Consider the following 22,479-nt stretch of genomic DNA (forward strand, 5'->3'; position numbering starts at 1 on the left):
GGGTGATCCGTTGAGCCGCTCGGTTCTCGTCACCGGAGGCAACCGGGGCATCGGCCTCGCCATCGCCCGCGCATTCGCCGACGCCGGCGACAAGGTCGCGATCACGTACCGCTCGGGTGAGCCGCCGGCCGCCCTGACGGAATTGGGCTGCCTGGCAGTCAAGTGCGACATCACCGACCCCGAGCAGGTGGAGCAGGCCTACAAGGAGATCGAGGACCAGCACGGTCCGGTCGAGGTCCTGATCGCCAACGCCGGCGTCACCAAGGACCAGCTCCTGATGCGCATGTCCGAGGAGGACTTCACCTCGGTCATCGACACCAACCTCACGGGCACCTTCCGTGTCGTCAAGCGCGCCAACCGCGGGATGCTGCGTGCCAAGAAGGGCCGCGTCGTCCTGATCTCGTCCGTGGTCGGCCTGCTCGGCTCGGCGGGCCAGGCGAACTACGCCGCGTCCAAGGCCGCCCTGGTCGGCTTCGCGCGTTCCCTCGCCCGGGAGCTGGGCTCGCGCAACATCACCTTCAACGTCGTCGCGCCCGGCTTCGTCGACACCGACATGACCAAGGTGCTCACCGACGAGCAGCGCCAGAACATCGTCTCTCAGGTGCCGCTCGGCCGTTACGCGCAGCCCGAGGAGATCGCCGCGACGGTGCGGTTCCTCGCCTCGGACGACGCCTCGTACATCACTGGAGCCGTCATCCCGGTTGACGGCGGACTGGGAATGGGTCACTGATCACCATGAGCGGAATCCTCGACGGCAAGCGCATCCTGATCACGGGTGTGCTGACGGAGTCCTCCATCGCCTTCCACGCTGCCAAGCTGGCCCAGGAGCAGGGCGCCGAGATCATCCTGACCGCGTTCCCGCGGCCCACCCTGACCGAGCGCATCGCCAAGAAGCTGCCGAAGCCCACCAAGGTCATCGAGCTGGACGTCACCAACGACGAGCACCTCGCCCGCCTGGCCGACGTGGTCGGCGAGGAGCTGGGCGGCCTCGACGGCGTCGTCCACTCCATCGGCTTCGCCCCGCAGGACGCGCTCGGCGGCAACTTCCTGAACACGCCGTTCGAGTCGGTCGCCACCGCCATGCACGTCTCGGCGTACTCCCTGAAGTCGCTCACGATGGCCTGCCTGCCGCTGATGCAGAACGGCGGCTCGGTCGTCGGCCTGACCTTCGACGCGCAGTTCGCCTGGCCGCAGTACGACTGGATGGGCCCGGCCAAGGCCGCCCTGGAGGCGACCAGCCGCTACATCGCCCGAGACCTGGGCAAGCAGAACATCCGCTGCAACCTCATCTCGGCGGGCCCGCTCGGCTCCATGGCCGCCAAGTCCATCCCGGGCTTCGGCGAGCTGGCCTCCGTCTGGGACAGCCGCTCCCCGCTGGAGTGGGACCTGAAGGACCCGGAGCCGGCCGGCCGAGGCATCGTCGCCCTGCTGAGCGACTGGTTCCCGAAGACCACCGGCGAGATCATCCACGTCGACGGCGGTCTGCACGCCATCGGCGCCTGATCGTCGCGGGACCGCACCGACGCCCCGTTCCCGCTCCGGCGGGGACGGGGCGTCGCCCGTTCGGCGGGAGCGTCACCCGTTCGGCTCACCGGCCGGGCCGCCGCCGCGCGGACGGCGCACGCTGGATTACGCCTTCCCTCGCTCGTCCCCGCGCCGCCCGGCCGAGGAGGTCCCCTTGTGCGCCTGTCCCGCAGCCTGGCCCCGGTGACCGTGGCCCTGGCCCTCGTCCTGTCCCTGCCGTACGACGCGCTGCCGCACGCGCGCGTGAGCGACGGCAAGCCGCCCGCGCCGAGCCGGTTCGGCGCCTCGTGCCGCACGGCCGTCCGGGGCTCCCACGTGGTGACGTACTGCCACAACCCCTACGTCGACACCGATCGTGTGCGGCTGCACATCGAGTGCGACCGCTGGTGGGACATCGACACCGACAGCGCCCCGGTGGACGCCGGGGCCGCGATGACCGTACGGCTGTCCGGCCGGTGCTGGAAGGAAGTCCGCTCGGTGTGGATCAGCCACCAGAAGGTGCGGTGAACCGCCCCGGGTTGCACAGGAACGGATAGCTCGCGGCCTCCGTCGCCGCCGCCTCGGCGTCCCCCGCGCGGATCGCGTCCACCAGGCGCGTGTGGTCCATGTACGTCTCCGGGGTCAGCCCCGCCCCGACGTCCGCGCGCAGCCAGTCCCGCAGCACCTCGCCGAGGTCGGCGTACATCGCGGTCATCACGTCGTTGTGGGACGCGGCCACCACGGCCAGGTGGAAGGTCGCGTCGGCCGTCACGAAGGCCTCCGTGTCGCCGCTCTCCCAGACCTCCTCGCGCCGGGCCAGCAGCGCGTCCAGCTGCTTGAGGTCCTTCTCGGTGCGCCGCTCGGCGGCCAGCTTCGCCGCCGCCGACTCCAGCGTGGACCGCAGCTCGGCGATGTGCCGCGGGTCGGCGCCGGCGAAACGGCGGTGCATCACCCCGGCCAGCTCGCTCGTGGCCACCACATACGTGCCCGAGCCCTGGCGGATGTCCAGCAGGCCGTTGTGGGCGAGCGCGCGGACGGCCTCCCGGACCGTGTTGCGGGCGACACCGAGCTGCTCGACCAGTTCGGGCTCCGTCGGGATGCGCGACCCGACCGGCCACTCGCCTGAGGTGATCTGGTTGCGCAGTTCGGCGATGACCTGCTCGGACAGCGCCGAACGGCGGGGGTGGCTCAAAGGCATGGCACACCTTCGCACGAGGAGCCGGGGCACGCGGGCCACGGGTACCGCGGGGTTGGACAACCAATCATCCCATGATTCTATGATGTGTCTCATGGCTAGTGAGGAAACCCGGACAGTGGAGACCCGTACGGCGATGAAGTCGACCGAACGCGGTACGGCCGCGACGCGCGTGCAGGAGACGACGCCCGGCGCGGGCGGCACGCGCGCGTGGGCGGTCCGGCTGGTCGTCGTCGGCATCGTGCTCTCCGCGCTGAACCTCCGCCCGGCCATCACCAGCCTCGGCGCCCTCCTGGAGGAGGTCCGCGACGGGCTCGGCATGAGCGGCGGCGTGGCCGGACTGCTCACCTCCGTGCCCCCGCTGTGCTTCGCCGTGTTCGGCGTCACCGCACCCCGCCTGGCCCGCCGCTTCGGACCGGCCGCCGTGGTGTGCGCCGGCATGGTCGCCATCACCGCCGGCCTGGTCATACGGCCGTACGTCGGCAGCACCGCCGGATTCCTGGCCGCCAGCGCGCTCGCCCTCATGGGCATCGCCGTCAGCAACGTCCTGATGCCGGTCATCGTCAAGCGCTGGTTCCCCGACCGGGTCGGCTCCATGACCGGCCTGTACTCGATGGCCCTCGCCCTCGGCACCTCCGTCGCCGCCGCCGTGACCGTCCCGCTGACCGACGCCCTGGGCGGCGGCTGGCAGTCCGGCCTCGCCGTGTGGGCGGCCCTCGCCGCCGCCGCCGTCCTGCCCTGGCTGCCGCTCGTCCGCGACCGAGGCACCGTCGCCCAGAGGCGGGAGCCCGCGCGCGGGGCGGAGCGGCAGCACGCTCCCCTGCGCATCACCCGCAGCCGCACCGCCTGGGCGCTCGCCGTCTTCTTCGGCCTCCAGGCCACAGCCGCCTACATCACCATGGGTTGGATGCCGCAGATCTTCCGGGACGCCGGCGTGCCCGCGGGCACCGCGGGCGTGCTGCTCGCCGTCACCATGGTGATGGGCGTCCCGCTCGCCTTCGTCATCCCCAGGGTCGCCACCCGGCTGTCCCACCAGGGCCCCATCGTGCTGGTCCTGGGCGCCTGCGGCCTCGCCGGATACGCCGGGCTGTACCTCGCCCCGGCCGCCGGCGCCTGGGCCTGGGCCCTGCTGCTCGGCGTCTCCAACTGCGCCTTCCCGCTCGCGCTGACGATGGTCGGCATGCGGGCCCACAGCGGTCCGGGCGTGGCCCAGCTGTCCGCGTTCGCCCAGAGCACCGGCTATCTGATCTCCATCCCCGGACCCCTGCTGGTCGGCGTGCTCTACCAGCACAGCGGCGGCTGGGGAGTGCCGCTCGCCCTCATGGCGGCCCTCATGGTGCCGCAGATGGTGGTGGGCTTCCTGGCGGGCCGCGACCGGACGGTGGAGGACGAGGCGGCGCGCTGACCCGGCCGGGTGCCCCCGGGGCCGTGATGCGGGGAAGGAGGTGGGAGACTGGACGCATGCAGCCTGTGCTCGACCCGAACCCGCAGAACGGCCAGAAGAAGATGCTGCTCGTCTTCGGTTCGTTCCTCGCCATCTTCGTGATCATCGCCATCGTGGCGACCCTGGCGTCTCCGTGACGACAGCGCCTGAGGCGCTTCCGGCTCCGCCTGAGGCGCAGCCGGCTCCACCGGTCCGCCTGGTTCGCACGGCCCACCGGACCTGCCCGATCCGCCCGTTTCACCCGGTCTTCCCTGTTCCCCGGGCTCTCCCGGTCCTCCGGGAATGCCGGGCGGATGGTGGGGCTGGCCCCACCATCCCCTAGGGGGCAAGGGTCAGGGTCAACTGGGTGGAACTCCGGATGGGTTGGCGGCCCCGGCTTCCGTACCTTCGAGAAGTGACCGCACCGGGCGGTCACGGACCAGCTTGAGGACTCACGGAGGCGACCATGGCGGCCCGCACCCACTCCCGGCCCCACCCGGCGACCACGGGCGGCGCCGACATCAGGCTGCCCTGGTGGGCGCTCGCCCTGCCCGCGCTCGCGTTCCTCGTCCTGCTCGCGCTGATACTGAACCCGTCGGACGCCCACGCGGCGACCGGCGAGCCGGCGATCGCGCGGCTCCTGGAGCGCGCCCAGCAGCTCCTCGCGCGCTGAGGGCAAGCCTCCTCACGCGGTGAATCCGCATGTCAACTCCCTGAGCCGGGCGGCCTGTTTCATGCGAAGCTGGGACCCATGAGCGTCGCAGAACCCCGCAGGATCGTTCTCTTCCGGCACGCGAAGGCCGACTGGCCCCAGGTCCCCGACCACGAGCGCCCGCTCGCCGAGCGCGGCCGCACGGACGCCGCCGTCGCCGGACGCAAGCTGGCCGACACCGGCACCACCTTCGACCTGGCCCTGTGTTCCACGGCGACCCGCACCCGGGAGACCTGGAAGCTCGCCGTCCACGAGCTGTCGCACCGGCCGAAGACCGTCTACGAGGAGCGGGTCTACGAGGCCTCGCCCGGCGAGCTGATCGCCGTGCTCAACGAGGTCCCGGACGAGGTGCGAAACGTGATCCTGATCGGCCACAACCCCGGCGTGCACGGTCTGGCCGACATCCTGGCCGGCGCGGCCGACGGCGACGCCCGTGAGCGGATGGACCGGCGGGGATTCCCCGCCGCCGCCTTCGCCGTGCTCTCCTTCGACGGCCCCTGGAAGGGTGTCGAGCCCGGTGTGGCCACACTCGTGGACTACTGGGCCCCCTCCGAGTGACCCGGCGCCGACGCGGCACACCGGACGGCGAAGGGCCCGGCACCGCACAGGGTGCCGGCCCCTCCCGGCAGCCGGGCGCGGACCCGGTCTCCCGGCGAGCAGGCGCGTTCTCCCGGCGGGCGGGCGCGGGTGGGGCCTCGCTCAGCCCTCGTCGTCGTGCATGTCGGCGGCCTCGACCTCTTCCCGGGTGACGCCGAGGAGGTAGAGGACCGTGTCGAGGAAGGGGAAGTTCACCGCCGTGTGCGCCGCCTCCCGGACCACGGGCTTGGCGTTGAAGGCCACGCCCAGGCCCGCAGCGTTCAGCATGTCCAGGTCGTTCGCGCCGTCACCGATCGCCACCGTCTGTGACAGCGGCACCCCGGCTTCCGCCGCGAAGCGGCGCAGCAGCCGCGCCTTGCCGGCCCGGTCCACGATCTCACCGGTGACCCGGCCGGTCAGCTTCCCGTCGACGATCTCCAGCGTGTTGGCCTGCGCGAAGTCCAGCCCGAGCCGCTCCTTCAGATCATCGGTCACCTGGGTGAAGCCGCCGGAGACGACCCCCACTTGGTAGCCGAGCCGCTTCAGGGTGCGGATCAGCGTGCGTGCGCCCGGCGTCAGCCGGACCTCCTCGCGCACCTTCTCCACCACCGACGCGTCCAGCCCCTTCAGCAGCGCCACGCGCGCGTGCAGCGACTGCTCGAAGTCGAGCTCCCCGCGCATCGCCGCCGCCGTCACCTCGGCGACCTGGTCCTCACAGCCGGCGTGCGCGGCGAACAGCTCGATGACCTCGTCCTGGATCAGGGTCGAGTCCACGTCCATGACCACCAGCCGCTGCGCGCGCCGGTGCAGACCCGCCGAGACCACCGCGATGTCGACACCCAGTGCCGCCGCGTCGGAGGCCAGGGCGGTGCGCAGCGGTTCGGTCTCCACGCCCGACACCGCGAATTCCACGGCCGTCACCGGGTACTTGGCGAGCCGGAAGATACGGTCGATGTTGCCGCCGGCCTTCGCGATCCGGGCGGCGATCGCGGCGGTCGACTCGGCGGTGAGCGGGTGGCCGAGCACGGTCACCAGGGAGCGCCCGAGGCCGCGCGGACGGTTGTCGCCGTGCCCCGAGATGATCTCCGCCTGCATCTTCATCGACTCGGCCCAGCTGTGCACGGTGGCCCGCAGATCACCCTCCAGGCCGGCCGGCGGCTGGGTCACCAGCACGCACAGCACCAGGCGGCCCCGGGTGACGACCTGCTCGATGTCGACCACGTCGACGAGATAGGCGCCGAGGGTGTCGAAGAGGCCGGCCGTGATGCCCGGCCGGTCCTTGCCGAAGATCTTGACGAGGAGGGTGGGGACCTCGGGGGTCTGCGAAGCGGAGGTCTGCGAAGCGCTCATGGTGTCACCACCGTATCCGGCACCCAGTGCCTCTCGCCGCCGAGGTCCGCCTGACGGACACGGAACAATGGGTGTCGACCCGGTGTCGAGGATCTTGCCACCGGAAAACGGCGCCTCTCCCACTCGACCGATACCGCCCGGCTCCACCACGAGGGTCCCACGACCGGGGCGGAACGGCAGACGGAGACAACGCCGACGCGGCCGCTTGAGCGGCGTCTGGGTGGTGTGCGGGGTGGCTGGGCCGGCGCACTGGGGTGATGCGCGGGGCGGCTGGGCTGGATCTTGGCGTGGTGCGAGACCGGGCCGCGTCGGCGCCCTGGCCGGGGCCGCGCTCCGGCCTCATGCGCGCTTTGACCCGGCCGGCGTCCTGGCGCCGAGCGTGCTGGAGCCGGGTGGCGCCTTGGCCTCGTCTGCTCTTCGGCCGGGTCGACGCTGCGCTCCTCATGTACGCCGGGCCCCGGCGGGTGCCCTGGCTTGAGGTGTACCCCTGGCTCGGCGGGTGTCCTGGCCTGAGCTGTGCCCCCCGGCTCGGCCGGTGCCCTGGTGCCAGGTGATGCCTGGCCCCACCAGCGGGACGGTGACGAGCGCCGAGACCGACCGGCCGAGCCGCCGATGCGCGGTCGGCCCACCCGAGAACACCGTGCATCACCGCGGAGCCCCCGACCACCGTGCCCGAGCGTGCGGGAAGTTCGGCCAGCGTTCTCACAACTCCGGTCGGGCGCAAGGACGTAGAGGCGTACGAGACACCACCGAACGCACCGCTCCCTTCAGCTTCGACGCGGGCACATCACCTCCGGTTCCACCCTCGCCGGCACGTGAGTTCAGCGCCCCCGAACCCCGTGCCAAGGCCCGAGTTTCGGTCAAGGGGCCGAGCCTGAAATAGTTCCCCACGATGTTCGACATCCCTAGACTCCCTGCGACGGGGGTAACTCGGGGGACAACTCAGTGGGGCATGGAGTGCCGGAACTCGTACTCGAAACAAACGGACATACCTGGACTCTCGATCCATCCAGGGCATACATCCTCGGACGTGATCCGCAGGGGGACATCGTCTTCGACGACGCCAGGGTCTCCTGGCGGCACGCCACGGTCAGCTTCAACGGCCGCAGTTGGGTCATCGAGGACCACGGCAGCACCAACGGCACGTACGCGCAGGGCCAGCGGATCCAGCACATGGAGATCGGCCCCGGCTCGTCACTGCACCTCGGCAACGCGACCGACGGTCCGCGGCTGAACCTGTCGGTGACCACCGCACCGGTCGGTGGCCCGGCCCAGCAGCCGCAGGCAGCGGCACCGTACGCGGCCCAGGGCGCCGGCGCCCCCGGCTGGCAGCAGGCGCCCGCGCACCAGCAGCCCGCCCCGCAGCAGGCCGTACCCCACCAGGCGTCCCCGCACCAGGCGCCCGCGCAGCACCAGGCGCCCCAGGCCGGCTGGCAGCAGGCGCCCGCGTTCCCGCAGCAGCAGGCCGGCCCTGCCGAGCAGTACGCACAGAAGACGCCCGGTGGTGGCGCGGGGGCGCCGCCGGTCTACGGCGACCGCAGCCCGACCACGTTCCACGAGTTCTCGCTCGGCCGCGTGATGCGCATCGGCCGTGCCCTGGAGAACGACCTGGTCGTCTCCGACCTCCAGGTCTCCCGGAACCACGCCGAGTTCCACGCCACGCCCGACGGCCGCTTCGAGATCCGCGACCTCGGTTCGCACAACGGCACCTTCGTCAACGGCCAGCCGATCCCGAAGGGCGGCTCGCAGCTGCTCGGCCCGACCGACATCGTCGGCGTCGGCCACTCCACCTTCCGTATCGTCGGCGACCGCCTCGAAGAGTTCGTCGACACCGGTGAGGTCTCCTTCTCGGCCCGCCATCTGACCGTCACGGTCGACGGCGGCAAGCAGATCCTCAAGGACGTCTCCTTCGGCGTGCCCGAGAAGTCGCTGATCGCGGTGATCGGCCCGTCCGGTTCCGGCAAGTCGACCCTCCTCAAGGCGCTCACCGGCTACCGGCCCGCCAACCAGGGCGAGGTGCTGTACGACAACCGGAACCTGTACAAGCAGTTCGCCGAGCTGCGCCAGCGCATCGGTCTGGTCCCGCAGGACGACATCCTGCACAAGGAGCTGACCGTCAAGAAGGCGCTGAAGTACGCGGCCAAGCTGCGCTTCCCCGCCGACACCACGGCGCAGGAGCGCGACGCCCGCATCGACGAGGTGCTGCGCGAGCTGAAGCTCGACATCCACAAGGACAAGAAGGTCACCTCCCTCTCCGGCGGCCAGCGCAAGCGCGTGTCGGTGGCCCTTGAGCTGCTGACCAAGCCGTCGCTGATCTTCCTGGACGAGCCGACCTCCGGTCTCGACCCGGGTATGGACCGCGATGTCATGCAGCTGCTGCGCGGCCTCGCCGACGACGGCCGTACGGTGCTCGTCGTCACCCACTCGGTGGCCGAGCTGGCGCTGTGCGACAAGCTGCTGGTGATGGCGCCGGGCGGCGCGGTCGCCTACTTCGGCCCGCCGGGGGAGGCGCTGAACTTCTTCGGCTACGACAGCTGGGCCGACGTCTTCTCCGCCTTCGAGAACTACCGCGACTACGACTGGGCGGGCCGCTGGAAGGGCTCGCAGCACTACCAGATGTACGCCGCGGACGTCGACTCGGTCGCCCCGCAGGCGGTCCAGATGCCGCCGATGCGGGCGATCAGGCCACCCAAGCCGCAGAGCTGGCTGTCCCAGTTCGTCACCCTGGTGCGCCGCTACGTGTCGGTCATCGCCTCCGACCGCGGCTTCCTGGCCCTGATGGTGCTCCTGCCGGCCGTCATCGGCTCGGTCAGCCTGCTGATCCACCCGGACCGCGGTCTGCTGCCCAACGGCCCCAACCCGCAGACCGGCCAGATCGTGCCCAACGGCACCGCCACCACCGTGCTGCTGATCCTGGCGGTCGGCGCCTGCTTCGCCGGAGCCGCCAACTCCGTCCGCGAGCTGATCAAGGAACGGGTGATCTACGAGCGGGAACGCGCCACCGGCCTGTCCCGGTCGGCGTACCTGATGTCGAAGGTGTTCGTGCTGGGCGTGATCACCGGGTTCCAGGGGCTGCTGGTGGGTGTCATCGGCTTCGGCAGGCGCGAGATCCCGGACCGGGGCCTCATCCTCGGGCACGCCACGCTGCTGGAGCTGTCCCTGCCGATCATGGGCCTGGGCTTCGCCGCGATGATGTTCGGCCTGATCATCTCCTCGCTGGTGAAGACGGCCGAGAAGACCATGCCGCTGCTGGTCATGTTCGCGATCATCCAGGTCGTCTTCACCGGCTGCCTGTTCGCCCTGCACGGCACGGTCGGTGTGAACGAGTTCTCGTACCTGATGCCGTCCCGCTGGGCGGTCGCCGCGGCCGGCGCCACGCTGGACTTCAACCGGATCAGCCCGCCGGAGACCGCCGGCGACAACGACCCGCTGTGGAACCACACGGTCGGCGCCTGGAGCATGGACATGATCGCGCTGATCGCGCTCGGCGTGCTCTGCGGCTTCTTCGTGGCCCGTTTCCTGCGCCGCCACGAGCCGGAGGTCATGCGCAAGTAACCGCGCGCCCGAGCGGTACCCGCTCGTACGCCGAAGGGCGGCATCCCCACGTCGGGGTGCCGCCCTTCGGCCTTGCGTCGTCGAGGTCCCGCGCCCGGCCTCAGTACGCGCTGTTGACGTTGTCGATCGAGCCGTACCGGTGGGCCGCGTAGTTGGCGGCGGCGGTGATGTTCGCGACCGGGTCGTAGATGTTCCAGGACGTGCCGGGGACGTGGTACGCCTGGAAGGTGGGCGGGATCACCTGGAGCAGACCCTTGGACGGGATGCCGTTGACGGCGTTGATGTCCCAGTTGTTGATGGCGTTGGGGTTGCCGGAGGACTCCCGCATGATGTTGCGGTGCAGGCCGCTGTAGCTGCCCGGGATGCGCTTGGCCTTCATGATGTCCAGGGCCTGGCGGATCCAGCCGTCCAGGTTGTTGGCGTACGTCTTCGCGGCGACCGGCTGCATCTCCAGGCGCTGGGCGGAGCGACCGGCGGCGGCCGTGACGGCGCGCTCCTGGGCGGCCTCCTTGGCGGCGGCGTCGGCGGCGGCCTTCCTCGCGACGGCGGCGTCGGCGGCCTTCTTCTGCGCCGCGAGGGTGTCGAGCTTGATGTTCTTGGCGGCGAGCTGGTCCGTGACCATGCCCTTGACGTTCTGCAGGACGGTGCCGGAGGCGGCGACCTGCGAGGTCGTGGCGGGAGCGCCGGTGGTGACCGTGTCGGCGCTGCTCGGAGCGGCCGAGAAGGCGAGGGCGGCGGTGCCGAGTGCGGCGACACCGGCGACGGCGATCTTGTGGTGCTTGGTCAGCTGACGACTGCGAGCACGGTTGAGGATGTTCTTGGGCATGGCTGATGGACCTCTTCGATAGCGCGGAGGTCGCTCCTGCGTCCGCCGGGGGAATCGGCTCCTCCCACACGAACGCCGCGGCGGAAAGCCCGCGGCGCTGAGCGACGGAAGCAATTCTTAGCGGGCGCAAAATGCCCAGGCAAAGGTGTGACGTACGATGCCCGATAGTGGATCAGGGAAGGGCAAAACGGGACAGACGGGACCGTCTGCCCCGTTCATGTGGGGGCTTTTATCTCCTATGCCCTTTCGTACGTGATGTGGGCCCTATGCTCGGGCTCACATCGAGCGCCATGCCAATTCACAGCTTGTTGCCCTCGCAATGCTCTGGGTGAGGGCTCTCCTCCGGCAGGATGAGGTGGACATCGCCGAACTCGTGCCACAGGTAGAGCGCGCGCAGCGCCTCCTCGTAGGCCCGGTCCACAGCCGCCCGCCCGGCGACCGCCTCCAGCATCAGCAGGTGGGAGGCCTCCGGCTCGTGCAACCCGGTCAGCAACCCGTCCACCACTCGTATTCCGCGCTCGGGCGTCACGACCAGATCCGTCCACCCCTCGGCCGCCCGCACCACGCCGTCCGGCCCCGCGGCCGACTCCACGGCCCGCACGGCCGTCGTCCCCACCGCGATCACCCGGCCGCCCGCCCGGCTGCCGCCACCACCCTCGTGAGAAAGCGCTCCGAGCCCTTCTCGACCCGCCCGGACGTGGTTGATCAGCCGCGCCGACGCCTCCGGCACCGAGAACCGCTCCGGATACGGCGGCTCGTGCGCCTCCGTCGACGAGACCCCCGTGTGCAGCGTCACCGGCGCGAACCACACCCCCCGGCTCACCAGCTCCGCCACCAGCCGCGCGGTGAAGGGCCGGGCCGCACTCGGCATCTCGGCACTGCCCGCCCCGTCCGGCGACGGCAGCGCGAACACCGTCTGGTACGCGGACAGCGGCTGGTCCCGCTCCGTGTAGGAGTAGCGAATGGGCCGCCCGTGGTCGCCGAGCACCTCCCGTACGTCCGCCCCGGCGACCCGCGCCCACCACAGCCGCTCACCCCGCGCGCTCAGCGGCTCCTCCAGCAGCAGCCGGCCACCGCCCGGCAGCGACACCTCTGTCCCCGCGGGCGAGCCCGCACGCGCGCGCGTAGTACCGCGCCCGTCCGGTTCCCGCAGCTCGACCGCCCACCGCCCGTCGTCCCCGCGCGTGGAGAAATGCACCACCACGCGCGCGTGCCCGATCCTCCCGTCCACCGCGGCGGCCAGCGTCGGGGAGGTGTTCACCACCAGCACATCCCCGGCCCGCAGCAGCCCCGGCAGCTCGCGGAACGCGTGGTGCGCCACCTCCGTTCCGCGCGACACCAGCAGCCGTACGGCGTCCCGCCCCGGCCCCGCCCCCCGCTGCTCGGCGGGCACGCGCGCGGACAGCTCGGCCGGGACCTTCCCCCACTTCCGAGGCCCGAGCGGGGAGACCCCCGCGGACACGGTCACCGCGCCCGAAGCAGGGACGGCGCCGCGTACCGCCCGCTCGCCGGACGCTCGTCCAGCAGCCGCAGGAACGCCGGCACGACATCGGCGGGCGCCGGACGCGGCGCGTCGTCGTCCGGTACGGCCGCCGCGTACAGGTCCGTCGCCATGTCCCCGGGATCCACCGCCCACACCCGCAGCCCCGGCTCCTCCACCCCGAGCACCGCGGCGAGCTGATCCAGGGCCGCTTTGGAGGCGCCGTAGCCGCCCCACGTCTCGTACGCCTCCGCCGCCGCGTCCGAGGAGACCGCGATCACCGTGCCCGCCGGCGACGCCTGCAACAGCGGCAGCGCCTCCTGGGCCAGCCCGAGCGCCGCCACCACGTTCACCTCCAGCACACGCCGCAACCCCTCCGTCGACAGCTCCGCCAGCCGCACCAGCGGCTCGGCGCCCAGCGCGCTCGCGTTGCTCACCAGCAGATCGGCTCCGCCCAGCCGCCCCGCCGCGGTCACCAGCTCCGTCCGGTGCCCGCCGTCCGTGACGTCCCCGGGCAGTGCCACCACCCGCGTACCATGCCGCCCGACCGCCTCCGCGGTCTCCTTGAGGGCGTCGGCGCCCCGGGCGTCGAGCACCAGATCCCAGCCGCGCGCGCCCAGCGCCTCGGCGAGCGCCCGCCCCAGGCCCTTCGAGGCCCCCGTGATGATCGCTACCGGCATGACTACCGTCCCCTCGTCGCTCACCGCCCCCTCGGGCGGTGACCTCAACCTAGGAACGGCACCCCTCGGGCCGCCTCGGACGCGGGCCGCAAAGCTGCGGGGCCCTTCGGCCTACGCCCGGCGCCCCGGTACCGGCGGTCTACGCCTGACGCCCCAGGACCGGCGGCCCACACCCCGCGCCCCGCAACCGGCGGCCTACGCCCGCGGGCCTAGGCCCAGCGGACCGGGAGCCGCCGCCACCGGTCCGATCCGCGCTGTCAGACCCCGCCGGTACCGTGAGGAACATGAGTCAAGGCCCCCGGTCCGGCCTCGCCGCGGTGAGTTCCGCGCTGCTGGCCATGAGCAGGCACCTGGAGGTGCGCGACGTCCTCAAGACGATCGTCGCCTCCGCCCGCGAGCTGCTCGACGCGCAGTACGCCGCACTCGGCGTGCCCGACGACCACGGCGGCTTCGCCCAGTTCGTCGTGGACGGCGTCAGCGACGCGCAGTGGCGTGCCATCGGCCCGCTCCCGCGCCAGCACGGCATCCTCGCCGCGATGCTGCACGAGGCGAAGGCCGAGCGCCTCGCCGACGTGCGCAAGGACCCCCGCTTCGAGGGCTGGCCGTCCGCCCACCCCGACCTCGCCGACTTCCTGGGCCTGCCCATCCGCGACGGCGACGAGGTCATCGGCGCCCTGTTCCTCGCGAACAAGAACTGCTCCAAGCCCGAGGGGAGCTGCGGCTTCACCCAGGAGGACGAGGAACTGCTCTCCATCCTCGCCCAGCACGCGGCCATCGCCCTCACCAACGCCCGCCTCTACGAGCGCAGCCGCGAACTGACCATCGCCGAGGAACGCTCCCGCCTCGCCCACGAACTGCACGACGCGGTCAGTCAGAAGCTGTTCTCTCTGCGCCTGACCGCCCAGGCGGCAGCCGCCCTCGTCGACCGCGACCCCGTCCGCGCCAAGGGCGAACTCCACCAGGTGGCCTCCCTCGCCGCCGAGGCCGCCGAAGAACTGCGGGCCGCCGTCGTGGAGTTGCGGCCCGCCGCACTGGACGAGGACGGCCTGATCGCCACCCTGCGCACCCAGACACAGGTCCTCGACCGCGCCCATACCGCGCGTGTGACCTTCACCAGCAACGGCTTCCGCGCCCTGCCCGCCGCCCAGGAGGAGGCCCTGCTCCGGGTGGCCCAGGAGGCCCTGCACAACGCCCTGCGCCACTCCGGCGCCGACCGGGTCGAGGTGACCGTGGACCGGCGCGGCAACGGAGCCGTCCTGCGCGTCGCCGACGACGGCAGCGGCTTCGACCCCACGGCGGTCCGCCGCGCCGGACGCCACCTCGGCCTCGTCTCGATGCGGGACCGGGCGAGCGGGGTCGGCGGCACGCTGACCGTGGAATCCGCGCCCGGCAAGGGCACCATGATCGAGATGGAGGTCCCCGGTGGGTGAACCGATCAAGGTCCTGCTGGTCGACGACCACCAGGTCGTCCGCCGGGGCCTGCGCACCTTCCTGGAGGTCCAGGACGACATAAAGGTCGTCGGCGAGGCCGCCGACGGCGCCGAGGGAGTCGCCCGCGCCGAGGAACTGCGGCCCGACGTCGTCCTCATGGACGTGAAGATGCCGGGCATGGACGGCATCGACGCCCTGCGCAGACTGCGCGAACTCGACAACCCCGCGCGCGTGCTCATCGTCACCAGCTTCACCGAGCAGCGCACGGTCGTCCCGGCCCTGCGTGCGGGCGCCGCCGGATACGTCTACAAGGACGTGGATCCCGACGCCCTCGCCGGCGCCATCCGCTCCGTGCACGCCGGGCACATCCTGCTCCAGCCCGAGGTCGCCGGTGCCCTGCTCTCCCAGGAGGAGGCCAACACCGGCCAGGGCAGGGGCGGTTCGCTCACCGAGCGGGAGCGCGAGGTGCTCGGCCTGATCGCGGACGGCCGGTCCAACCGCGAGATAGCCCGCGCGCTCGTGCTGTCCGAAAAGACCGTCAAGACGCACGTCTCCAACATCCTGATGAAACTCGACCTCGCCGACCGCACCCAGGCCGCGCTGTGGGCCGTACGCCACGGCGTGTCAGGCTGATACGGCAGAGATTCATACCGTCGTGGGAATGTCACCCGGATGGCGCATCCTCTGGCGATCTCCGCCGTTCTCCAGTGCGTGCCGCGGAGATCGCCGCGGTGGACGACCAGGAGGGGTTGACAGTGAAGAACCTGAAGAAGGCGGCGGCCGTGACGATGGTGGCTGGGGGTCTGGTAGCGGCCGGTGCCGGTCTGGCCTCCGCCCACGGCGGCGCCCACGCGGCGGGCGAGGCCGTCGGTTCCCCGGGCGTCGGCTCGGGCAACGTCGCCCAGGTCCCGGTGCACGTCCCGGTGAACGCGGTCGGCAACAGCGTGAACGTCATCGGCGTGCTGAACCCGGCCTTCGGCAACCTCGGCCTCAACCGCTGAGGCTCCCCGCCGACGACGACCTCAGGCTCCCCGGGCGCACCGGGGGGCCTGTCAGGTCGTCGGCCGAGTGACGGCCCAGCTCCCGGTCGACGTCCCGGTCCAGCTGGACGGCCTGACCGCGACCTGGTCGCCCCGGCATCCGTACCAGCCCGATCCCTCAGACGTACGCGCCTGCCCGGCCCCTCAGGCGTACGCGCCTGCGGCCCCCCTGAGCCTTCCATGCCTGCCCGGCCCCCAGGCTTCCGCGCCTGCGCCGGCCCCCAGGAATCCGCGTAGCCCACGGCTCACCGCATCCCGCGCTCCCGCTCCTCCACGAACGAGTTGTACGCCGCGACCTGCGCCCGCCGGGCCGTTCGCTCCACCGGGCGCAGTGCCGCTCCGCGCGCCGCCATCTCCGAGGCGCTCACCGCGCCCCCGTGACCGTTGCCGTACGCCAGCGACACCAGCAGCCCCACCCGCTGTGCCAGCTCCAACACCCGCACCGCACGCGGCGGGTACCCCGGCGCCAGCACCTCCCGGCCCCGTTCGGCCCGCGCCCGGTACGCGTCGATCGCCGCCTCCGCCACCGGCCCCGACCCGGCGACGTCCAGCTTCGACAGCACCTCGGTCGCGTCTCGCAGCGCCTCCGCCAGCTCCCGCTCGGCCTCGCCCAGCGACGGCACATCGGCGGGCGGCGCCTCCCGCACCGGCAGCACGTGCCAGACCACCTCGGCATGTACATCACCCTGGGGCCCGGCCTCGTACACCTGCGGCACCAGCCCGAACGCGGCGCCGTGACAGACCACCGCCTCCTCGGCCTCCAGCGCCCGCGCGTTGAACTCCGGCGGGCCGCTCAGCCCCAGTGGATGCCCCGGCGCGGGCAGGGCCACCCGCAGCCCGGTCACCCCCAGCGTGCGCAGCCGCCCCAGCGCGAGGGTCAGCCCGACCGGCGCGGACTCACCGGGCAGCCCCTCCACCCGGTGCACGGCGTCCTCGCCCACGACGGCGAGTGCGGCGTCATCCGGAGAGACAAGTCCGGCCAAAAGGGCATTTCCCCAAGCGGCGAGGCGTCCTGAACGCGGTTCCGAAAGCATGCCTCCACCCTAAGGACCGGACCGATGGAATGGAGCGGGGCACTCGTGGCGTAGATTTCATAAGGGCTGCGCCCACCGGCGCGGCGGACCCGAGCCACAGGCGTACGCGACAGCCGAGACCGGCCACACTGCAAGGGGAGACAACGCGCTCATGAGCGATGTTCTGGAGCTTCAGGACGTATCCGTGGTCCGTGAGGGCCGGGCTCTGGTGGACCAGGTCTCCTGGTCGGTGAAGGAGGGCGAGCGCTGGGTCATCCTCGGTCCCAACGGCGCCGGCAAGACCACCCTCCTGAACGTCGCGTCCAGCTACCTCTACCCCAGCAAGGGCACCGCCACCATCCTCGGCGAGACCCTCGGCAAGCCCGGCACCGACGTCTTCGAGCTCCGCCCCCGCATCGGCATGGCCGGCATGGCCATGGCCGACAAGCTCCCCAAGCGCCAGACCGTGCTGGAGACCGTCCTGACGGCCGCCTACGGCATGACCGCCCACTGGCAGGAGGAGTACGACGAGGTCGACGAGCAGCGCGCCCGCGCCTTCCTCGACCGCCTCGGCATGAGCGACTACCTGGAGAGGAAGTTCGGCACCCTCTCCGAGGGCGAGCGCAAGCGCACCCTGATCGCCCGCGCCCTGATGACCGACCCCGAGCTGCTCCTGCTGGACGAACCCGCCGCCGGTCTCGACCTCGGCGGCCGCGAGGACCTGGTACGCCGCCTCGGCCGGCTCGCCCGCGACCCCATCGCCCCCTCGATGATCATGGTCACGCACCACGTCGAGGAGATCGCCCCCGGCTTCACCCACGTCCTCATGATCCGCCAGGGCAAGGTGCTCGCCGCCGGCCCGATCGAGCTCGAACTCACCTCCCGCAACCTCTCCCTCTGCTTCGGCCTCCCGCTCGTCGTGGAGCAGGTCGGCGACCGCTGGACCGCCCAGGGTCTGCCCCTGTCCTGACCCCTCTGCTCTCCCTCGCGCGCCCTGTCCGCCGCCCGACCGCGGCCCTACCATGACCATGTGAACGACATCGACGCATGGGTGTGGTGGCTCGTCGGCGCGGCGGCGCTCGGAATCCCGCTCGTGGTCACCGCGATGCCGGAGTTCGGCATGCTCGCGGTGGGAGCCGTGGCGGCGGCCGTCGTCTCCGCCCTCGGCGTCGACGCGGTCATCCAGGTCCTGACGTTCGTCGTCGTCTCCGTCGCCCTCATCGCCGTCGTCCGGCCCATAGCCGCCCGGCACGGTCGGCAGAGTCCCCGACTCGCCACCGGCGTGGAGGCGTTGAAGGGCAGGCAGGCCGTCGTCCTGGAGCGGGTCGACGCGTCCGGCGGCCGCATCAAACTCGCCGGGGAGGTCTGGTCGGCCCGCGCCCTCGACACCGGCCGAGCCTACGAAGTGGGCCAGGAGGTGGACGTCGTGGACATCGAAGGGGCCACCGCCATCGTCCTGTGAGGACAACTCACCGAGAACGACTCACGAGTTGCGCGACGGTCTGTCAGACTCGACCAGCAAGATCTTCAACAGTCATGAGATCTGCCGAAGGCGCCGAGGCGGAGAAGGGTACGGGGAACGACGATGGAACCGGTCATCATCGTCTTGATCATCCTGGTGGTGTTGGTCTTCATCGCCCTGATCAAGACGATCCAAGTCATCCCACAGGCCAGCGCGGCCATCGTCGAGCGCTTCGGCCGCTACACGCGGACGCTGAACGCCGGCCTCAACATCGTGGTCCCGTTCATCGACACCATCCGCAACCGCATCGACCTGCGCGAACAGGTCGTACCGTTCCCGCCGCAGCCGGTGATCACCCAGGACAACCTGGTCGTGAACATCGACACGGTCATCTACTACCAGGTCACCGACGCCCGGGCCGCCACCTACGAGGTCGCCAGCTACATCCAGGCGATCGAGCAGCTCACCGTCACCACCCTGCGCAACATCATCGGTGGCATGGACCTGGAACGGACCCTGACCTCCCGCGAGGAGATCAACGCGGCCCTGCGCGGCGTCCTGGACGAGGCCACCGGCAAGTGGGGCATCCGCGTCAACCGCGTGGAACTGAAGGCCATCGAGCCCCCGACCTCCATCCAGGACTCGATGGAGAAGCAGATGCGCGCCGACCGTGACAAGCGCGCCGCCATCCTCACCGCGGAAGGCACGCGCCAGGCCGCCATCCTCACCGCCGAGGGCGAGAAGCAGTCGCAGATCCTGCGCGCCGAAGGTGAGGCCAAGGCGGCGGCCCTGCGCGCCGAGGGCGAGGCCCAGGCCGTCCGCACGGTCTTCGAGGCCATCCACGCCGGCGACCCGGACCAGAAGCTGCTGTCCTACCAGTACCTCCAGATGCTCCCCAAGATCGCCGAGGGCGACGCCAACAAGCTCTGGATCGTCCCCAGCGAAATCGGCGACGCCCTCAAGGGCCTCTCCGGAGCGATGGGCAACTTCGGCCCCCTCGGCGGAGGTTCGGGCAACAACGGCTCATCGGGCAACGGTGGCTCCACCGGCTCCGAGCGCCGGGAGAAGCCGTCGATCGACTGAGGGCCCCTTCACGGCATTGGTGTGACCCGCGCCCGCCTGGGGGCGCGGGGAACTACGCGATCAACCACGAACAACCCGCAGCCGCCGACAGCCCGAAACCGGCAGACCCCTAGGCCGCATCCCGGGCGAGCCACTCAGGAAGCGCGTCGAAGTCCTCGGCGCCCAAGGCCAGGAGCATCGCATCGGCCGGGGTCGGCTCGAACGGCTCGCGGAGCAGCGCCATCCCGGCCTCCTCCGGCGTCCGGTTCGCCTTCCGGTGATTGTCCTCCGCACACGCGGCAACCGTATTCAGCCACGTGTCCTGCCCGCCCTGGGACCGCGGCACCACATGGTCCACGGTCGTCGCCCGCCGCCCGCAGTACGCGCACCGGTGCCGGTCCCTGACCAGCACCCCCCGCCGTGACCACGGAGCTTGTCTTCGGAACGGCACCCGTACATACCGGCACAACCGGATCACCCGAGGCGCCGGTATGTCGACATCGGCACCCCGCATACGCAGTTCGGGATGGGCCTGCTCGACGACGGCCTTGTCCTGGAGCACCAGGACGACCGCACGGTTCAACGTCACCGTCGACAGCGGCTCGAAGCTCGCGTTCAGCACCAGCGTGTCACGCATCCAGCCCACCTCCCGTGTGCACCTGCCCACCCCCCGGCGGGCTCGGATCAACTCTGGACGGGCGCGCCGAGATGGACAACGCAATAAAAAATGCCCGCCTCCGATCACTTCCAAGACCGGAGGCGGGCAAACGTTCAATGAACCCTTGGCTGAATCCTTGCGCCGGCGTCAGCCCTTCGCGGGGTTCTCGTACTCACCGATGAGCTGGGCGCGCGCGAGCGTGTGGAACCGCAGGTTGAAGCCGACGACGGCCGGAGAGGCGTCCGCGTCCGGACCCAGCTTCTCCTGGTCCACCGCGTACACCGTGAAGACGTACCGGTGCGGGCCGTCCCCGGGCGGCGGAGCGGCGCCGCCGAAGTCCTTCGTCCCGTAGTCGTTGCGCGCGTGCACGGCGCCCGCGGGCAGCCCCTCGAACCTGCCGTTGCCCGCACCCGCCGGAAGCTCCGTCACGGAGGCCGGGATGTCGAACAGGACCCAGTGCCAGAACCCGCTGCCGGTCGGCGCGTCGGGGTCGTAACAGGTCACGGCGAAACTCTTGGTCCCGGCCGGGAAGCCCTCCCAGCGCAGTTGCGGCGAGGTGTTGCCCTCCGCATGGACCTGGGCGCTCTTGAGCGTCGCACCCTCCTCGATGTCCTCGCTCGTCACGGTGAACGACGGCACGGGCGGATGGAAGTCGTGGGGGAGCGGCCGCCGCTTGAGCTCGGTCACCTCGGTACCTCCTGATCGATGATCTGGAACCAGCAGTTCCCGAGCCTAGAACCAGTTGCGCTTGCTGCCGACCTCGGACAGCCACTGGTTGAGGTAAGCCGCCCAGTCGGTCCCCTGCCAGTCGTTCAGACCCACCTGGAAGGACCGGAAGGTGTCCGAGCCCTCACTGAACAGACCCGCCTTCTTGTCCATCTCCAGCACGACGTCCATCGCGTGCTCGTCGGCGACGAAGCTCAGCTCGACCTGGTTCAGACCCCGGTACTGCGACGGCGGGAAGAACTCGATCTCCTGGTAGAACGGCAGCTTCTGCCGCGTACCCCGGATGTGCCCGCGCTCCATGTCCGCGTTCTTGAAGCGGAAGCCCAGCTGGATGAACGCGTCCAGGATCGCCTTCTGCGCCGGCAGCGGGTGCACGTTGATCGGGTCCAGGTCACCGGAGTCCACGGCCCGCGCGATCGCCAGCTCGGTGGTCACACCGATGTTCATGCCCCGCAGCGCCTGCCCGTCGATCATGGTGATCGGCGTCTCCCAGGGGATCTCCAGCCCGAACGGCACCGCGTGCACGGCCCCCGCCTGCAGCTCGAAGGCCCCGCCGAGCCGCACCTTGGTGAACTCGATGTCCTGCTTGTACTCCTGGTCGCCGCTCTCCACCTCGACCTTGGCCTGCAGACCGACGGACAGCCCCTCGATGGCCTGGTTCACGGACCCGCCCTGGATCCGCACCTCCCCCTGGACGACACCACCCGGTACGACATTGACCTCGGTCAGCACCGTCTCGACCGACGCCCCGCCGGCCCCCAGGCTCGCGAGCAGCTTCTTGAACGCCATGACTCTCCCTTTACGAATGGACCCTCGACCCGTACAAACGCGATCCGCCCACGCCCGGTTCCGCCGGCGCGGTGCCCCGTCTGGACTACCCTCGGAGGGCATGATCGCGCCCCCGGACCGTACGCCACTGCCCCGAGCCTTCTTCGACCGCCCGGTACTGGAGGTCGCCCCCGACCTCCTCGGCCGCGTTCTGGTCCGGACGACACCCGACGGCCCGATCGCCCTCCGTCTCACCGAGGTGGAGGCGTACGACGGCCCGAACGACCCCGGCTCGCACGCCTACCGGGGCCCCACAGCCCGCAACGCGGTGATGTTCGGCCCGCCCGGACACGTGTACGTCTACTTCACCTACGGCATGTGGCACTGCATGAACCTGGTCTGCGGACCCGAGGGCCGGGCCAGCGGGATCCTCCTCCGTGCGGGTGAAGTCGTGGAGGGCGCAGAGCTGGCCCGGAAGCGACGCGTCTCGGCGCGGAACGACAAGGAACTGGCCAAGGGACCGGCCCGGCTGGCCACGGCCCTGGAGGTCGACCGGGCCATGGACGGCGTGGACGCGTGCGCCTCCGGCGAGACCCCCCTGAAGATGCTCACGGGGACACCGGTCCCCTCCGACCAGGTACGCAGCGGTCCCCGTACCGGCGTCGCCGGCGAGGGTGGCGACGGCGACCTCCACCCGTGGCGCTTCTGGGTCGCCAACGACCCGACGGTGAGCCCCTACCGGGCCCACGTGCCACGGCGGCGCCGAAGTTGACTCGGGCCGCCGAGGTGCGTAACGTATCCCGAGCCGCTGAACCGGGTACGGCGATCGCCTGCAGCCGGAGCGGCCAACCCACTACCTAGCTCCAACCCCTCAGCGGGGTCGTTTCCGGCGCATCCGTGCGTCCGAATTCGAACTCGCGAGACTCGATTATGAGTTCCCGAGGGAATCGGCTAACGTAGTGAATGTCGAAAGGGCGGACGGCGGAAGCCGAAAACCCCGAGACACCCCGCCGACTGGG

Annotated in this window: 24 protein-coding genes; 15 read left to right on the top strand and 9 right to left on the bottom strand. The window is 71.2% G+C overall.

Translation table 11 applies throughout. The features are described 5' to 3' along the window. Positions 1-10: 10 nt before the first annotated feature. The 3 genes from fabG (at position 11) to C3492_RS19815 (ending at position 2,031) form a co-directional block, all read left to right on the top strand. Positions 11-730: a 3-oxoacyl-[acyl-carrier-protein] reductase gene (gene fabG / locus C3492_RS19805; protein WP_103813068.1), complete on the top strand. Its 720-nt coding sequence runs from the start codon at positions 11-13 to the stop codon at positions 728-730. A 5-nt stretch (positions 731-735) separates the two neighbouring features. Continuing rightward, on the top strand, positions 736-1,503 hold the full coding sequence (fabI, locus tag C3492_RS19810; protein WP_030642662.1) for an enoyl-ACP reductase FabI: 768 nt from the start codon (positions 736-738) through the stop codon (positions 1,501-1,503). A 177-nt stretch (positions 1,504-1,680) separates the two neighbouring features. Beyond that, a complete protein-coding gene (locus tag C3492_RS19815) occupies positions 1,681-2,031 on the top strand; it encodes a hypothetical protein (protein ID WP_103813069.1) in 351 nt (116 codons plus the stop codon). On the opposite strand, the gene C3492_RS19820 is transcribed toward C3492_RS19815, so the two are convergent. Further along, the gene (locus C3492_RS19820) at positions 2,009-2,701 is read right to left on the bottom strand and encodes a FadR/GntR family transcriptional regulator (protein WP_103813070.1); all 693 of its coding nucleotides are present in this window, start codon (positions 2,699-2,701) and stop codon (positions 2,009-2,011) included. The genes C3492_RS19815 and C3492_RS19820 overlap by 23 nt on opposite strands. A 133-nt stretch (positions 2,702-2,834) precedes the next feature. Here C3492_RS19820 and C3492_RS19825 point away from each other — a divergent pair, with 133 nt between their 5' ends. The 4 genes from C3492_RS19825 (at position 2,835) to C3492_RS19835 (ending at position 5,391) form a co-directional block, all read left to right on the top strand. Then, positions 2,835-4,103, top strand: a complete 1,269-nt coding sequence (locus tag C3492_RS19825) for a CynX/NimT family MFS transporter (RefSeq protein ID WP_103813099.1) — start codon at positions 2,835-2,837, stop codon at positions 4,101-4,103. A gap of 56 nt (positions 4,104-4,159) precedes the next feature. After that, a complete protein-coding gene (locus C3492_RS45865; RefSeq protein ID WP_106971956.1) occupies positions 4,160-4,279 on the top strand; it encodes an SGM_5486 family transporter-associated protein in 120 nt (39 codons plus the stop codon). Between the two features lie 308 nt (positions 4,280-4,587). Further along, positions 4,588-4,794 (top strand): hypothetical protein, encoded by a 207-nt coding sequence (locus tag C3492_RS19830; RefSeq protein WP_103813071.1) that lies wholly within the window; start codon positions 4,588-4,590, stop codon positions 4,792-4,794. A gap of 78 nt (positions 4,795-4,872) precedes the next feature. Beyond that, positions 4,873-5,391, top strand: a complete 519-nt coding sequence (locus tag C3492_RS19835; RefSeq protein WP_103813072.1) for a histidine phosphatase family protein — start codon at positions 4,873-4,875, stop codon at positions 5,389-5,391. Positions 5,392-5,532: 141 nt separating this feature from the next. Here C3492_RS19835 and serB read toward each other — a convergent pair whose 3' ends face one another. Further along, positions 5,533-6,759, bottom strand: coding sequence for a phosphoserine phosphatase SerB (serB, locus tag C3492_RS19840; RefSeq protein ID WP_103813073.1), 1,227 nt, complete (start codon positions 6,757-6,759; stop codon positions 5,533-5,535). A 957-nt stretch (positions 6,760-7,716) separates the two neighbouring features. On the opposite strand from serB, the gene C3492_RS19845 reads away from it, so the two are divergent. Continuing rightward, on the top strand, positions 7,717-10,314 hold the full coding sequence (locus tag C3492_RS19845; protein WP_181140456.1) for an FHA domain-containing protein: 2,598 nt from the start codon (positions 7,717-7,719) through the stop codon (positions 10,312-10,314). 100 nt (positions 10,315-10,414) lie between these two features. On the opposite strand, the gene C3492_RS19850 is transcribed toward C3492_RS19845, so the two are convergent. The 3 genes from C3492_RS19850 to C3492_RS19860 form a co-directional block, all read right to left on the bottom strand. After that, entirely contained in the window at positions 10,415-11,140 is a 726-nt protein-coding gene (locus tag C3492_RS19850; RefSeq protein ID WP_103813075.1) for a transglycosylase SLT domain-containing protein, read from the bottom strand. A 298-nt stretch (positions 11,141-11,438) separates the two neighbouring features. Further along, entirely contained in the window at positions 11,439-12,608 is a 1,170-nt protein-coding gene (locus C3492_RS19855) for an S-adenosylmethionine:tRNA ribosyltransferase-isomerase (protein ID WP_103813076.1), read from the bottom strand. Beyond that, positions 12,605-13,300, bottom strand: coding sequence for an SDR family oxidoreductase (locus C3492_RS19860; protein ID WP_103813077.1), 696 nt, complete (start codon positions 13,298-13,300; stop codon positions 12,605-12,607). The genes C3492_RS19855 and C3492_RS19860 overlap by 4 nt, the downstream gene beginning before the upstream one ends. A gap of 284 nt (positions 13,301-13,584) precedes the next feature. Here C3492_RS19860 and C3492_RS19865 point away from each other — a divergent pair, with 284 nt between their 5' ends. From C3492_RS19865 to C3492_RS19875, 3 genes are all read left to right on the top strand, one after another. Beyond that, a complete protein-coding gene (locus tag C3492_RS19865) occupies positions 13,585-14,730 on the top strand; it encodes a GAF domain-containing sensor histidine kinase (RefSeq protein WP_103813078.1) in 1,146 nt (381 codons plus the stop codon). Further along, positions 14,723-15,364, top strand: coding sequence for a response regulator transcription factor (locus C3492_RS19870; RefSeq protein ID WP_103813079.1), 642 nt, complete (start codon positions 14,723-14,725; stop codon positions 15,362-15,364). Before C3492_RS19865 ends, C3492_RS19870 begins: the two co-directional genes overlap by 8 nt. Before the next feature lie 122 nt (positions 15,365-15,486). After that, positions 15,487-15,732, top strand: a complete 246-nt coding sequence (locus tag C3492_RS19875; protein WP_103813100.1) for a chaplin — start codon at positions 15,487-15,489, stop codon at positions 15,730-15,732. Positions 15,733-16,016: 284 nt separating this feature from the next. Here C3492_RS19875 and C3492_RS19880 read toward each other — a convergent pair whose 3' ends face one another. Further along, entirely contained in the window at positions 16,017-16,805 is a 789-nt protein-coding gene (locus tag C3492_RS19880; protein WP_103813080.1) for a hypothetical protein, read from the bottom strand. 151 nt (positions 16,806-16,956) lie between these two features. Here C3492_RS19880 and C3492_RS19885 point away from each other — a divergent pair, with 151 nt between their 5' ends. The 3 genes from C3492_RS19885 (at position 16,957) to C3492_RS19895 (ending at position 19,329) form a co-directional block, all read left to right on the top strand. After that, positions 16,957-17,754: an ABC transporter ATP-binding protein gene (locus C3492_RS19885; protein WP_103813081.1), complete on the top strand. Its 798-nt coding sequence runs from the start codon at positions 16,957-16,959 to the stop codon at positions 17,752-17,754. A gap of 60 nt (positions 17,755-17,814) precedes the next feature. Further along, positions 17,815-18,246, top strand: a complete 432-nt coding sequence (locus C3492_RS19890; RefSeq protein WP_103813082.1) for an NfeD family protein — start codon at positions 17,815-17,817, stop codon at positions 18,244-18,246. A 123-nt stretch (positions 18,247-18,369) separates the two neighbouring features. Next, the gene (locus C3492_RS19895) at positions 18,370-19,329 is read left to right on the top strand and encodes an SPFH domain-containing protein (RefSeq protein WP_103813083.1); all 960 of its coding nucleotides are present in this window, start codon (positions 18,370-18,372) and stop codon (positions 19,327-19,329) included. A gap of 109 nt (positions 19,330-19,438) precedes the next feature. On the opposite strand, the gene C3492_RS19900 is transcribed toward C3492_RS19895, so the two are convergent. The 3 genes from C3492_RS19900 to C3492_RS19910 form a co-directional block, all read right to left on the bottom strand. Beyond that, positions 19,439-19,945 (bottom strand): HNH endonuclease, encoded by a 507-nt coding sequence (locus C3492_RS19900; protein ID WP_103813084.1) that lies wholly within the window; start codon positions 19,943-19,945, stop codon positions 19,439-19,441. Between the two features lie 168 nt (positions 19,946-20,113). Then, positions 20,114-20,653 (bottom strand): YbhB/YbcL family Raf kinase inhibitor-like protein, encoded by a 540-nt coding sequence (locus C3492_RS19905; protein WP_103813085.1) that lies wholly within the window; start codon positions 20,651-20,653, stop codon positions 20,114-20,116. 45 nt (positions 20,654-20,698) lie between these two features. After that, positions 20,699-21,481, bottom strand: coding sequence for a sporulation protein (locus C3492_RS19910; RefSeq protein WP_103813086.1), 783 nt, complete (start codon positions 21,479-21,481; stop codon positions 20,699-20,701). Positions 21,482-21,581: 100 nt separating this feature from the next. Between C3492_RS19910 and C3492_RS19915 the strand changes: the two genes are divergently transcribed. Further along, positions 21,582-22,232 (top strand): DNA-3-methyladenine glycosylase, encoded by a 651-nt coding sequence (locus C3492_RS19915; RefSeq protein WP_103813087.1) that lies wholly within the window; start codon positions 21,582-21,584, stop codon positions 22,230-22,232. Positions 22,233-22,479 lie beyond the last annotated feature (247 nt).

It is taken from the genome of Streptomyces sp. Ru62 (genome assembly GCF_002920615.1).
Lineage (GTDB): Bacteria > Actinomycetota > Actinomycetes > Streptomycetales > Streptomycetaceae > Streptomyces.